This is a genomic window from Amycolatopsis rhabdoformis, assembly GCF_035918295.1.
GTDB lineage: Bacteria > Actinomycetota > Actinomycetes > Mycobacteriales > Pseudonocardiaceae > Amycolatopsis > Amycolatopsis rhabdoformis.
The window spans coordinates 2,931,309-2,944,615 of record NZ_CP142149.1 but is presented as its reverse complement, the minus strand read 5'-3'; the positions used below and the strand labels follow the sequence as shown (position 1 = coordinate 2,944,615).

Annotated in this window: 13 protein-coding genes; 11 read left to right on the top strand and 2 right to left on the bottom strand. The window is 71.1% G+C overall.

Features of this window, described 5'->3' with window-relative positions:
• Window positions 1–19: 19 nt before the first annotated feature.
• From dop to prcA, 4 genes are all read left to right on the top strand, one after another.
• A complete protein-coding gene (dop, locus tag VSH64_RS13260; RefSeq protein WP_326835876.1) occupies window positions 20–1,522 on the top strand; it encodes a depupylase/deamidase Dop in 1,503 nt (500 codons plus the stop codon).
• A 99-nt stretch (window positions 1,523–1,621) separates the two neighbouring features.
• On the top strand, window positions 1,622–1,816 hold the full coding sequence (locus tag VSH64_RS13255; RefSeq protein ID WP_220240779.1) for a ubiquitin-like protein Pup: 195 nt from the start codon (window positions 1,622–1,624) through the stop codon (window positions 1,814–1,816).
• A gap of 245 nt (window positions 1,817–2,061) precedes the next feature.
• Window positions 2,062–2,925, top strand: coding sequence for a proteasome subunit beta (gene prcB / locus VSH64_RS13250; RefSeq protein WP_326835875.1), 864 nt, complete (start codon window positions 2,062–2,064; stop codon window positions 2,923–2,925).
• 68 nt (window positions 2,926–2,993) lie between these two features.
• The gene (gene prcA, locus VSH64_RS13245; RefSeq protein WP_326835874.1) at window positions 2,994–3,770 is read left to right on the top strand and encodes a proteasome subunit alpha; all 777 of its coding nucleotides are present in this window, start codon (window positions 2,994–2,996) and stop codon (window positions 3,768–3,770) included.
• A 99-nt stretch (window positions 3,771–3,869) separates the two neighbouring features.
• Here prcA and VSH64_RS13240 read toward each other — a convergent pair whose 3' ends face one another.
• Both VSH64_RS13240 and VSH64_RS13235 read right to left on the bottom strand, forming a co-directional pair.
• Window positions 3,870–5,069, bottom strand: a complete 1,200-nt coding sequence (locus VSH64_RS13240; protein WP_326835873.1) for an alpha/beta hydrolase — start codon at window positions 5,067–5,069, stop codon at window positions 3,870–3,872.
• A 211-nt stretch (window positions 5,070–5,280) separates the two neighbouring features.
• Window positions 5,281–6,792 carry a bifunctional phosphatase PAP2/diacylglycerol kinase family protein gene (locus VSH64_RS13235; RefSeq protein WP_326835872.1) on the bottom strand — a complete coding sequence of 504 codons (1,512 nt, stop codon included), beginning with the start codon at window positions 6,790–6,792 and terminating at the stop codon, window positions 5,281–5,283.
• 147 nt (window positions 6,793–6,939) lie between these two features.
• Here VSH64_RS13235 and pafA point away from each other — a divergent pair, with 147 nt between their 5' ends.
• The 7 genes from pafA (at window position 6,940) to tatC (ending at window position 13,305) form a co-directional block, all read left to right on the top strand.
• A complete protein-coding gene (pafA, locus tag VSH64_RS13230) occupies window positions 6,940–8,298 on the top strand; it encodes a Pup--protein ligase (RefSeq protein WP_326835871.1) in 1,359 nt (452 codons plus the stop codon).
• A gap of 101 nt (window positions 8,299–8,399) precedes the next feature.
• Entirely contained in the window at window positions 8,400–9,443 is a 1,044-nt protein-coding gene (locus VSH64_RS13225) for a WD40/YVTN/BNR-like repeat-containing protein (protein ID WP_407655643.1), read from the top strand.
• Window positions 9,444–9,727: 284 nt separating this feature from the next.
• Window positions 9,728–10,720 (top strand): helix-turn-helix transcriptional regulator, encoded by a 993-nt coding sequence (locus tag VSH64_RS13220; protein WP_326835870.1) that lies wholly within the window; start codon window positions 9,728–9,730, stop codon window positions 10,718–10,720.
• Window positions 10,717–11,697, top strand: coding sequence for a helix-turn-helix transcriptional regulator (locus VSH64_RS13215; protein ID WP_326835869.1), 981 nt, complete (start codon window positions 10,717–10,719; stop codon window positions 11,695–11,697). The genes VSH64_RS13220 and VSH64_RS13215 overlap by 4 nt, the downstream gene beginning before the upstream one ends.
• A 10-nt stretch (window positions 11,698–11,707) precedes the next feature.
• On the top strand, window positions 11,708–11,935 hold the full coding sequence (locus VSH64_RS13210; RefSeq protein ID WP_326835868.1) for a bacteriophage holin: 228 nt from the start codon (window positions 11,708–11,710) through the stop codon (window positions 11,933–11,935).
• Window positions 11,936–11,956: 21 nt separating this feature from the next.
• Entirely contained in the window at window positions 11,957–12,256 is a 300-nt protein-coding gene (gene tatA / locus VSH64_RS13205) for a Sec-independent protein translocase subunit TatA (protein WP_326835867.1), read from the top strand.
• A gap of 86 nt (window positions 12,257–12,342) precedes the next feature.
• Window positions 12,343–13,305 (top strand): twin-arginine translocase subunit TatC, encoded by a 963-nt coding sequence (gene tatC, locus VSH64_RS13200; RefSeq protein ID WP_326835866.1) that lies wholly within the window; start codon window positions 12,343–12,345, stop codon window positions 13,303–13,305.
• The last annotated feature ends 2 nt before the right edge of the window (window positions 13,306–13,307 follow it).

The following is a 13,307-nucleotide window of genomic DNA, read 5'->3' as shown; positions in this document are numbered from 1 at the left end:
ACCCCGTAGGGTGGTGCACATGCGTCGGATCATGGGAACCGAAGTCGAGTACGGCATCGCCGTGCCCGGGGACGCCACGGCGAACCCGGTGCTCACCTCGACTCAGGTCGTGCTCGCCTACGCGGCGGCTGCTGACATTCCGCGGGCTCGCCGGGCCCGGTGGGACTACGAGGTGGAGTCGCCGTTGCGCGACGCGCGGGGGTTCGACCTGACGGGTCCGGGCGGGCCGGGGCACGACCCGGACGTGGAGGACCTGGGGGCGGCGAACGTCATCCTCACCAACGGTGCGCGGTTGTACGTGGACCACGCGCACCCGGAGTATTCGGCGCCCGAGGTCACGAACGCGCGGGACGCGGTGATCTGGGACAAGGCCGGTGAGCGGGTGATGGAGGAGGCGGCGCTGAAGGCGGCGTCGGTGCCGGGTCAGCCGCCGTTGCAGTTGTACAAGAACAACGTGGACGGCAAGGGTGCGAGCTACGGCACGCACGAGAACTACCTGTGTTCGCGGTCGACGCCGTTCACCGCGATCATCGCCGGGCTGACGCCGTTTTTCGTGTCGCGGCAGGTGGTGACGGGTTCGGGCCGGGTCGGGATCGGTCAGCAGAGCGAAGAGGCGGGGTTCCAGCTTTCGCAGCGTGCGGACTACATCGAGGTCGAGGTCGGCCTGGAGACCACGTTGAAGCGCGGGATCATCAACACGCGCGACGAGCCGCACGCGGACGCGGACAAGTACCGGCGGTTGCACGTGATCGTGGGTGACGCGAACCTGTCGGAGTATTCGACGTACCTGAAGGTGGGTACGACGGCGCTGATCCTGGATCTGATCGAGTCGGGGATCCGGTTCGACGAGCTCAAGCTGGACGAGCCGGTGCGGGCGGTGCACAAGATCAGTCACGACCCGACGTTGAAGACGAAGGTCGAGCTGGCGAACGGGAAGAAGTTCACGGGGCTGGACCTGCAGTTCGCGTATCACGAGATCGCGTCGGCGAACCTCGAGCGCACGGGTGCGGACGAGGCGTCGAAGGAGGTGCTGCGGGTCTGGGGCGAGGTCCTGGACGCGTTGGCGCGGGATCCGCAGGAGTGTGCGGACCGGTTGGACTGGCCGGCGAAGCTGCGGTTGCTGGAGGGGTACCGGGAGCGGGATCAGCTGGCGTGGGGTGCGCCGCGGTTGCGGCTGGTGGATCTGCAGTATTCGGACGTTCGGCTGGCGAAGGGCCTGTACAACCGGCTGGTCACGCGGGGTTCGATGAAGCGGCTGGTCACGGAGGAAGAGGTGCAGGCGGCGATCACGACTCCGCCGTCGGACACGCGGGCGTATTTCCGGGGCCGGGCGCTGGAGAAGTACGCGACGTCGATCGCGGCCGCGTCGTGGGATTCGGTGATCTTCGACGTGGGCAAGGAGTCGCTGGTGCGGATCCCGACGTTGGAGCCGTTGCGGGGCACGAAGGCGCACGTCGGGAAGCTGTTGGACGCGGCGGCGACGGCCGAGGAGCTGGTCGAGGCGATCACCGGTTCGGACTAGTCGGGGGCGTTCGCTCGCGGCGGATCGGGATCGCGGCGTTGCCCCGAATGTCGGGGCTGCTGGGTAGGCTAGGAATCATCGGCCACACCGGGAGGCGATATGGCGCAGGAGAAGATCGAGAAGCACGGCGGTGGAGACTCCGACGAGGAGTTCGAGGCCACCGGAGCGGCGGGCCAGGAGCGGCGCGAGAAGCTCGGCGAGGACGTCGACACGATCCTCGACGAGATCGACGACGTGCTGGAGGAGAACGCCGAGGACTTCGTTCGCGCCTACGTGCAGAAGGGCGGCGAGTAGTCGTTCGCGGCCGGTGGCCGTCCCCGGGTTTCGGGGGTGGCCGCCGGTTGGCGTGCCGCTGCGTGATTTCGGCGGTGCGGGGCGACATACTGCGCGCCGGAGCGTCGGTGGCACGGTTTTCGTGAGTGCGGCCGGGGTCGTGGTGGTGGGCGGCGCGGTTTCGACGGCGTGGTCCGGCGGGCGGCTCGGCGGGTGGCTCAGAGCGTTGTTTCTTCAGCCGATACAGATGGGAACCAAGAGCACGTATGGACAACACCTCCCCTCGGGCGGGTTTTTCGGGACCTGGCCTGCCTGCCTCGTATTTCTCGCCGGCTTCGTCGTCGTTCGCGGATTTCGTGCGGGCGCAGGCGCCTGAGCTGTTGCCGGCGCGGCGGGTGCCGGCCGGGGCGGGTGAGCTGGCGGTGCCGCACGGGACCACGATCGTGGCGCTGACGTTCGCCGGGGGTGTGCTGATCGCGGGTGATCGGCGGGCGACGTCGGGGAACCTGATCGCGAGCCGGGACATCGAGAAGGTGCACGTCACGGACGAGTACTCGGCGGTGGGTATCGCGGGTACGGCGGGTCTGGCGGTGGAGATGGTCCGGTTGTACGCGGTGGAGCTGGCGCACTACGAGAAGATCGAGGGTGTGTCGCTGTCGCTGGACGGCAAGACGAACAAGCTGGCCGGGATGGTGAAGGCCAACCTGGAGATGGCGATGGCGGGCCTGGCGGTGGTGCCGCTGTTCGTGGGTTACGACCTGGAGGCCGAGGACGCGAAGCACGCCGGGCGGATCATCTCCTACGACGCGGCCGGTGGCCGGTACGAGGAGAACGCCGGGTACGCGGGGGTCGGTTCGGGTTCGCTGTTCGCGAAGTCGGCGCTGAAGAAGCTGTTCGATCCCGACGCGGATGCCGATGCCGCGGTGCGGGCAGCTGTGGAGGCGTTGTACGACGCGGCGGACGACGACACCGCGAGTGGTGGGCCGGACCTGGTGCGGCGGATCTTCCCGAGTGTCGTCACGATCACCGCGGAGCACGGTGCGGTGCAGTTGCCGGCCGAGCAGACGGCGGCCGTGGCGGAGGCCGTGGTGGCCGGCCGGGCCGAGCGCACCCACCACCGGCCGAGCTGATCGCCGGTGACTTTCGAGAACGCTGAACCTTCGACCGCCGGTACACCGGAGAACGTGGAGCCGACACCGTGACGATGCCGTTGTATGCCTCTCCCGAGCAGTTGATGCGGGAGCGGTCCGAGCTGGCGCGCAAGGGTATTGCGCGGGGCCGGAGCGTGGTGGTCCTGAAGTACTCCGGTGGGGTGCTGTTCGTGGCGGAGAACCCGTCGGCGACGTTGCACAAGGTGTCGGAGATCTACGACCGGATCGGGTTCGCCGCGGTGGGCCGGTATTCGGAGTTCGAGAACCTGCGGGTGGCGGGGATCCGGCACGCGGACCTGAAGGGTTATCAGTACGACCGGCGTGACGTGAGTGCGCGGGCGTTGGCGAACGCGTACGCGGCGACGCTGGGCAGCATCTTCACCGAGCAGCTGAAGCCGTTCGAGGTCGAGGTGTGTGTGGCCGAGGTCGGGGCGAGCCAGGCGGAGGACCAGCTGTACCGGCTGACCTACGACGGGTCGATCTTCGACGAGTCGCCGTTCGTGGTGATGGGTGGCACGACCGAGCCGATCAGCACGAAGCTGAAGGACACGGTGGACCCGGAGCACGATCTGGCCACGGCGCTGGCGACGGCGATCGAGGGTCTGCGGGCGACCGCGGCGTCGGCGAACGGCAACGGTGCGCCGGCGACCGAGCCGGATCAGATCAAGCTGGAGGTCGCGGTGCTGGACCGGGCGCGGCCGCGGCGGGCGTTCCGCCGGCTCACGGGGGCGGCGCTGGACGCGCTGCTGCCGGCGCCGCCGGTCAAGGACGAGGCCGAGAAGCCGGCCGAGGGCGAAGCGGACGGCGATTCCGCCAAGGAGTGACCGATCGAGCAGTGACCGGCCGAGGAATGCTCGGCTGACGTGTGTCGGGTGGGCCGTCCGGGTTTCCGGGCGGCCCACCCGGCGTTTCGGGGTCGGTGCTCACGAGGTGGGTGCGGGGCTGCGGAAGTTCTGGTCGGCGAAGGCCAGCAGGTAGGGCAGGGTGGCGCGAGCGGTGTGCCAGGTGTGGTTGAAGCCGTGTTCGGTGTGCACCACGGCTTCCTGACCGCGCCGGCGCAGGGCGTCGGCGATGCGGTGGGCGGTGGCCACGTCGGTGGGTGCACCGGTGCCGGCGGTGAGCAGCACGGAGATCGGCGCGGTGAACGGCATCGTCGGCAGGTAGTGGCGTGGGGTGTTCGCGGCGATGGCGTCGGGGTGGCCGTCGAGGACGCCGATGGAGTCGTTGAGGTCGTCGTAGGGCAGCGCGAGCAGCAGGGTGGCGAACTCGTCGAGGTGGTGCAGCCCGGTGTTGAGGGCGGCGAACGCGCCGCCGGACATGCCGCCGAGGGCGCGGTGGCGGCGGTCGGCGAGGGTGCGGTAGTGCTGGTCGACGCCGGGGACCACGGTGCGGGCGAGGTAGGTCTCGAGCTGGGGGCCGCCGGGCACGTCGAGGCCTTCCCAGTCCCGGCTGGGTACACCCGCGGTGAGGTCGACGCTGACCACGATCATCGGGGCGATCACGTGGTCGGCCTCGAGGTTGCGCAGGGCGTCGGGGGCGGCGCCGGAGGTGAGCCAGTCGCGGGGCCCGCCGTAGGGGTAGCCGTGGATGAGGTACACGACGGGGTAGCGCAGGTTCGTGTTGGCGGGGTCGGCGTAGCCGGGTGGCAGGAGTACGTAGTTGTCGCCCGAAGGCACGGCGTGCGCGGGGTCGGGGAGGCTGAGCACGTCGATGCGTTGCCCCGCGGACGTCGGCCCCGGGTGATTCGAGGCTGGCTGGTGCGGTGCGGTGGCGGAAGCGGGCGCGGCGTCGGGTTGGTCGTCACCGTCGTCGAGCAGCAGGCCGATGGCGTCGGCCGCGCCGGAGCCGCGTTCGAAGAGCCTCGCGAGGTCGTCGGAGGTGCGGACGTAGCCGACGTAGCTGTTCACCGCGGTCACGGCCGCGAGCAGGACCAGCACGACGGTGCCGGAGACACCCCAGCGGCGCACGCGCCGGCGGTGCCGCAGGGCGATGGTCACGGCGAGCACCACCACGGCCGCGCCCGCGGCGGTCAGCCAGATCGCCGGTGACTCCAGCGGACCGAGGTCACGGGCCTGCTCGGTGATGTCGGCCGGCAGCACCGGGTCGACGGCGGCCTGCGGCATCACGGGCGCACCACCGGGCGCGCGGGGTCGTGCCCGGAAACAGCGGGCCCGGGAACAGCGGACCCGAAAGAACCGCCGCCTGAAGAAGAACGCAACGAAAGTCCCTGCCGTGAACGGAAGCGGGCAGGGTGGCCCGCACCTGGTGATGATCACGCTAGGGACGAGGCGCTGTGGATTCGTTGAGAGCGGGTAAAGGGCCGGTCAAGCGGGGTCAGGCTTGGCGGTCCAGGCGGGCGTCGGGGTTGCGGTAGATCGTGAGCGCGCTGGGGCGGGCGCGGAAGGTGAACTCGTTGCCGAGCGGCCCGACCTCGCCGTCGGTGGCCACGCGCCGGTTGCCGCCGAGCAGCTTCACCCGCAGTTCGGGCACGTCGAGCTGCTGGTAGACGTGGCTGGCGTTGAGGCTGTTGGTGATCATCGCGAGCAGGAACCGGGCGCGGGAGTAGGGCAGGTCGGCGCGCAGGTAGCGCACGTCGAGCAGGCCGGTGTCGAGCGCGGGGCGCCGGGACGGGGCGAAGCCCTTGGGGGAGTAGGTGCCGTTGCCGACGAAGATCAGCCAGACCGCGACGGGTTCGTCGTTGAGCACGATCGGCAGCGGTTTCGCCCGGCGCAGCACGCGGGCCAGGGCGAGCGCCGCCGAAGGCCACTTGGGGTGTTTCTGCTGCAGTTTCTCGCGCAGCCGCACCATTTCGGGGTAGCCGCCGAGGCTCGCGGTGTTCACGAACCAGCGGTGCTCGGGCTCGCCGGCACCGTGCACCTCGACCTCGCCCAGGTCGATGCCCACGGCGTTGCCGTCTTCGGTGGCCTCGTCGGCGTCGGCGACCGACCGCACGCCGACGTCGCGGGCGAAGTGGTTGAGCGTGCCGGCGGGGATGAGGGCGAGCGGAAGGTCCCGCTCCGCCGCCACGGACGCGACCGCGGCCACCGTGCCGTCACCCCCGGCCACGCCGAGGGCCCGCACGGTGCCGCCGCGGGCGTCGATCTCGGCCGCGAGCTGTTCACGCAGGTCCTGGTGCGGGTCGGGGTAGAGCAGGGTCGCCTTCGGCCAGGCGTGGCGCACGTCCTCGGTCGGGTCGCGGCCGTCGACGCCGGAGTGCGGGTTGACCAGCGCCAGCATGTCCTCGCCGTCGCGCATCTCGGGCGCTTCGGCCGTGTGCGCGGTGCGGGCGGGCGTGTCGGGGTGCAAGGGCCACCAGTGCCGGGTCAGCGCGGCGACGCCGACGCCGATCACCACGCCGGTGCCGACGTCGCTGGGCCAGTGCACGCCGGTGTGCACGCGCGAGTACGCCACGGCACCGGCCAGCGGCGCCACGACCAGCCCCGCGCGCGGGGACTCCATCGCGACCGCCGTGGCGAACGCGGCAGCCGAGGCCGAGTGGCCGGACGGGAACGACGACGAGGTCGGGCGCTTGCGCAGCCGCCGGTGCTCCGGCACCTCGTCCTCGGCGGGCCGCCGGCGCGGGAACAACGGCTTGCCGATCAGGTTCGCGACCGCGCTCGCCCCGGCGATCGCCACGACCCCGCGCAGCGCGCCCCGGCGTGTGGCGCCCTTGCGCACGGCCAGCAAACCCGCCACGGCCCACCAGAGCCGGGATTTGTTCGCGGACTTCGACAACCAGCCCAGCACGTCGTCGGCCCGGGTCCGCGGCAGCGCCGCACTGCGTCGGATAAGGGCCCGGTCGGTACGGCCCACCTTGCGGAAGGGGCGCCTGAGCTGGTCGAACACCGTCGCTGACCTCTTTCCCGGGAAGGGCCGGACCGCGCCCGGCGCCCGTCGCCCCACGCGTGGTCCCGCAGATTCGCAACGTACCGACCGCGTGTCGCCGCCCGAACGGCGCACCGCTCAAGGGGGTGCAGCGCCTACTCTGGTGGGATGCAGCGGCGGATCTTTGGCATCGAGACCGAGTACGGGGTCACGTGCACCTTCCACGGTCAGCGCAGGCTCTCGCCCGACGAGGTCGCGCGGTATCTGTTCCGGCGGGTCGTGTCTTGGGGACGCTCGTCGAACGTGTTCCTCTCCAACGGCTCCCGGCTCTACCTCGACGTGGGCTCGCACCCGGAGTACGCGACGGCCGAGTGTGACGACCTCGCGCAGCTGGTGACCCACGACAAGGCCGGTGAGCGGATCCTCGAGGACCTGCTCGTCGACGCCGAGCGCCGGCTGGCCGACGAGGGCATCGGCGGCGACATCTTCCTGTTCAAGAACAACACCGACTCCGCCGGCAACTCCTACGGCTGCCACGAGAACTACCTCGTGACCCGCGCGGGCGAGTTCTCCCGGATCGCGGACGTGCTGCTGCCGTTCCTGGTCACGCGCCAGCTGATCTGCGGCGCGGGCAAGGTCCTGCAGACCCCGCGCGGCGCCGTGTACTGCCTGTCGCAGCGCGCCGAGCACATCTGGGAAGGCGTCTCCAGCGCCACCACCCGCTCGCGCCCGATCATCAACACCCGCGACGAGCCCCACGCCGACGCCGAGCGCTACCGGCGCCTGCACGTGATCGTGGGCGACTCGAACATGGCCGAGCCCACCACGATGCTCAAGATCGGGTCGGCGAACCTGGTCCTCGAGATGATCGAGGCCGGCGTGCAGTTCCGCGACTTCACCCTCGACAACCCGATCCGGGCGATCCGCGAGATCAGCCACGACCTCACCGGCCGCCGCCAGGTGCGCCTCGCCGGCGGGCGCGAGGCCTCGGCGCTCGACATCCAGCGCGAGTACCACGCCCGCGCGGTGCAGCACCTGAAGGAGAACGGCTCGACCCCGGCCAACGAGCGCGTGGTCGAGCTGTGGGGCCGCGCGCTGGAGGCGGTCGAGCAGCAGGACTTCGCGAAGATCGACACCGAGATCGACTGGGCCATCAAGCACCGCCTGGTCGAGCGCTACCGCGCGAAGCACGACCTGGACCTGTCCAGCCCCCGCATCGCGCAGCTCGACCTGGCCTATCACGACATCCGCCGCGGCCGGGGCATCTTCGACCTGCTGCAGCGCAAGGGCCTGGTCAAGCGCGTGACCGACGACGGCGAGATCGAAGCCGCCAAGGACACCCCGCCCCAGACCACCCGCGCGAAGCTGCGCGGCGACTTCATCGCCGCCGCCCAGGCCGCCGGACGCGACTTCACCGTCGACTGGGTCCACCTCAAGCTCAACGACCAGGCCCAGCGCACCGTGCTGTGCAAGGACCCGTTCCGCTCGGTCGACGAGCGCGTGGAGCGCCTGATCAGCTCGCTGTAGCGCCACAACGCACCGGGGAAGGGGGCCGTCCGCACCGCGCGGACGGCCCCCTTCCTCGTTTCCGACGAAAGTCGTTGCCCGGATGCGGTTGGATCACGGGCATGCGTGTCGTGCGTGCGTTGCTGGTCCTGCTCGGAGCCGTCCTTCCCCTCGCCGCCGGTGGCGTCGCGACGGCCGCTCAGCGGCTCCCGTCGTGGCAGCTGAGCCCTACCGGGGTCACCGCGCAGTTCCGCGGTCTCTCGGCCGTGAGCGCGCGCGTGGCGTGGGTCAGCGGTACGCAGGGCACGGTGCTGCGCACCACCGACGCCGGCCGCACCTGGACCCCCGTCGGCCCGCCCGGAACCGAAACACTGGAGTTCCGCGACATCCAGGCCTTCGACGCCGACCACGCCGTGGTCCTCTCGATCGGCCCGGGCGAGGACTCCCGCGTGTACCGCACCGACGACGCCGGCCGGCACTGGCGCCAGACCTTCCGCAACACCGACCCGGACGCCTTCTACGACTGCGTCGCCTTCTTCGACCCCTGGCGCGGCCTCGTCATGAGCGACCCGGTCGACGGGAAGTTCCGCGTGCAGACCACCGCCGACGGCGGCCGAACCTGGCGGCAGATCCCCGACACCGCGTTCCCGCCCGCCCTGCCCGGCGAGGCCGGGTTCGCCGCCAGCGGCCAGTGCGTGGCCACCGTCGGCCCGTTCGACGCGTGGCTCGCCTTCGGCGGCGGCGCCCGCGCCCGCGTGCTGCACACCGGCGACGCCGGGCACCACTGGACCGTGACCGACACCCCGCTGCCCAGCAGCGCGTCGGCCGGCGTGTTCGCGGTCGCGTTCCGCACCCCGTGGCAGGGCGTCGCCATCGGCGGCGACTTCGCGAACCCCACCGCCCCCGGCCCGGCCGTCGCGCTCAGCGGCGACCGCGGCCGCACCTGGCACACGCCGCCTCAGTACCCCGCCGGCTACCGCTCCGGCCTGGCCTGGCTCGGCGGCTCCGTGATCGCCGTCGGCCCCGGCGGCAGCGACCTCAGCCCCGACGGCGGCCGCCACTGGACGAGCTTCGACACCGGCAGTTTCGACACCGTCGACTGCACCGCGCTCGGCGCGTGCTGGGCGAGCGGCGCCGGCGGACGCGTCGCCCGTCTGCAGCGCTAGCGGACCTGGCCCCTCGCCGGAACCGGGCGGCGCGAGCGGACCGTTCGCGGCGGCCACCGAAGAACGACACGCCCAACCCGGTCTCCGCGTTCGTGAAGGCCGCGCCGACCCGCTCGAACTGCGGCAATGCCGCCTCGACCACGCCCGGAAGCCGTCGCGGTCCCGATTCCTCGCGACGCTCCGGTCACCGGCGGCACACGGTCAGCCATGATCGCAGGCCGGGCGAACGGCCCGTTCGGGGAACCTCACGATCGAGCGGGACCGGGCGAGCTAGGCTTGTCCGGGTGTCCACCGCACGCGCCGAACGGCTGGTCAACCTCGTGCTCGCCCTCCTGTCCACCCGGCAGTACCTCACCGCCGAGCGGATCCGCGGCATCGTGTCCGGCTACGCCGACGCGGCCAGCGACGAGGCGTTCTTCCGCACCTTCGAACGCGACAAGACCGAGCTGCGGGAGCTCGGCATCCCGCTCGAGACCGGCCGCAACTCCGCCTTCGACCCGGTGGAGGGCTACCGCATCGCCCGCCGCGACTACGAGCTCGGCGAAATCGACCTCGCGCCCGACGAAGCGACCGCCGTCGGGCTTGCCGTGCGCCTGTGGGACTCACCCGAGCTCACCGGCCAGGCCCAGGGCGCACTCGTGAAGCTGCGCGCCGCCGGCGTCGAGGTCGACGACCAGGCACCGACGGTGATCGAGCCGCGCGTGCGCGCCGAACCGGCGTTCGGGCCGCTGCTCGCCGCCGTGCAGAACGGCCAGGCCGTGCGGTTCGAATACCGGCGCAGCGGCTCACCCGAGCGGATCATGCGCACCCTCGAACCGTGGGGCGTCGTGTCCTGGCGCGCCCGCTGGTACGTGGTCGGCCACGACCGCGACCGCGGCGCCACCCGCTGCTTCCGGCTCTCGCGCGTGACCGGCAAGGTCACCCCCGTCGGCGAGCCCGGCGCGGTGACCCGGCCGGACGGGGTGAACCTGCTGCAGCTCGTGTCCGTGACCGGTGGCGGTGAAGACCCGAGCCCCGTGACCACCGCCCGCCTGTGGGTCGCCGACGGCCGCGCCGCCGGTGTCCGGCGTCGCGGCGAGATCGTCGGGCGCGACACGCTCGACGGCGAAGAAGGCGACCTCATCGAAATCGGCCTGTACTTCCCCGAATCGGCCGCCGACTGGATCGCCGCCCAAGGACCCGACGTGCTCGTGCTCGAACCCGACGTGCTCGCCAAATCGGTGCAGCACCGCCTCGAAGCCGTCCTCGCCCGCGCCGAGCAGGGGAGTGCCCGATGAGCGGCTCCACCGAGCGCATGCCCCGCCTGCTCGCGCTCGTGCCCTACCTGCTCGCCCGCCCCGGCGTGCGCGTCGACGAGGCCGCCCACGACTTCGACGTGACCCCGCGCCAGCTGCGCAAAGACCTCGAACTGCTGTGGATGTGCGGCCTGCCCGGCTACGGCCCCGGCGACCTCATCGACCTGTCCTTCGAAGGCGACACCATCGTGGTGACCCACGACGCCGGGATGAGCCGCCCCCTGCGCCTCACCGGCGGCGAGGCCACCGCCCTGCTCGTGGCACTGCGGGCCCTGGCCGACACCCCCGGCGTGGTCGACGGCGACGCCGTGCGCCGCTCGATCGCCAAGATCGAGGACGCCGCGGGCCAGGCCCAGCCCGCCGGCGTCGTGGTCGGCGGCGGCGTGCGGGAGGGCAAACGCGCCGCGAAGACCCGGGAGGACGTCGCGGCCGCGCTGCAGGCCGGGCGCGCCCTGCGGATGCGCTACTACACCGCGTCGAAGGACCAGATCACCGAACGCACCGTGGACCCGATGCGGCTGCTCATCGTGCAGGCCGTCGGCTACCTCGAAGCCTGGTGCCGCCGCGTCGAGGACGTGCGCCTGTTCCGCCTCGACCGCATCGACGAGCTCACCGTGCTCGACGAACCCGCCGCGCCGCCGGCGCACGCCCGGCCCACCGACCTGTCCGACGGTGTGTTCTCCGCGCGCCCCGACCAGTGCGAGGCCGAATTGGTGCTCGACCCGGACGCGCGCTGGGTCGCGGAGTACTACCCGTGCGAAGAGCTGGCCGAGCTCGACGGTGGCCGCCTGCGGATCCGGATGCGCTATGCGGACGAGTCCTGGATGGTCCGTTTGGTCCTCGGTTTGGCCGGAGACGCGCAGGTGGAGAGCCCTGTCACACTGGCTGACGCGGTTCGACGGCGAGCGGCCGACGCCGTGGCCCGATCCCGTCACCTACCGTCAACCTACGGCCGTTAAGGTAACCCACGTGTCGTACCTGCCCACTTACGTTCTGCTCGCGGCGGGCTTGCTCGTCCTGATCCTCCTGGCAGTACGGACGATCAGAGTCTTGCGCCAGTTCCGCCGCACCATGAGCATGGTGGCTACGAACACCCAGGACCGGACCGGACTCCTCCGCGCCCGATCCGCAGCACTTCGCGTGGCCGTGGCGCAGCGCCGCGACGCACCGGAAACCAGTAACATCGGCAACGACTAAAGAAACAAGGAGGCCACCGCCATGAACGCGCTGCAGCCGTGGCACATCATCATCCTGGTGCTCGTCGTGGTTCTGCTGTTCGGGGCCAAGAGGCTTCCCGACGCCGCCCGCTCCATCGGCAAGTCCATGAAGATCTTCAAGGCCGAGACGAAGGACCTCACCGGCGAGCAGAAGGACGAGGCCGAAGAGGCCGAGACCCGTCAGCTCCCGCAGGCCACCGCCCCGGCCCAGGACTCGCAGGTCGCCGACCTCCAGCGCCAGCTCGACGAGCTGAAGAAGCAGCAGGCCGCGACCGAGCAGCCGCAGAAGAACGCCAGCTGAGGCTTTTCACCACCCGGTCCCCGGTCCACGGAGCGCGCTGAACACCCAGCGCGCTCCGATGGGCTACGACGAGAACGGAACGACCAGTGGCGGAAGCCGCCAACGGCAACGGCATCGGGAACAAGCGCAAGAGGCGCAGCCGTCGCAAGAACCCCGACGGCACGATGACGCTCATCGAGCACGTCTACGAGTTCCGGCGCCGGCTCGGCTTCGCGCTGCTGTTCATCGTCATCGGCGGGATCTTCGGCTGGATCTGGTTCGAGCAGCACCTCGGCCCGGTCCCGTCGCTCGGCAACATCATGAACGGCCCCTACTGCGCCATCCCGGCGTCGCAGCGCTTCGGCGGTGACCTCGGCGGCTGCCGGCTCCTGCAGACGCAGCCGTTCGAGATCTTCATGGTGCGCCTCAAGGTCGGTGTCGCCGCGGGTGCCGTGGTCACCTCTCCGTTCTGGCTCTACCAGTTCTGGGCGTTCATCGCCCCGGGCCTGTACTCCAAGGAACGCAAGTACGCGCTGACCTTCGTCAGCTTCGCCTCGGCCCTGTTCGCCGCCGGCGCCGTGCTCGCCTACTTCCTCGTGCCCCACGCCCTGGCCCTGCTCGCCGGCTTCGGCCAGGACCAGTTCGTGACCGCCCTGACAGCGGACAAGTACATCTCGTTCATCCTGTCGCTGCTGGTCATCTTCGGCGTCAGCTTCGAGCTCCCGCTCATCGTGGTGATGCTCAACCTCGTCGGCGTCGTCAAGTACCAGCAGCTGCGGCGCTGGCGCCGCGGCATCCTGTTCGCGCTGTTCGTGTTCGCCGCCTTCGCCACCCCCGGCTCCGACCCGTTCTCCATGCTCGGGCTCGCCGCCGCGCTCACCGTGCTGTTCGAGATCGCCATCCAGATCACGCGCTTCCACGACCGCAAGCGCGACAAGCTCCGCCAGGACGAGGGCTGGGACAAACTCGCCGACGACGAGGCCGCGCCGTTCGACTACACGCCGAGCACCGCCGACGAAGACGAACCCGCGACCGCGCCGCGCAGCCACTCCACCGACGACATCACGTAAGC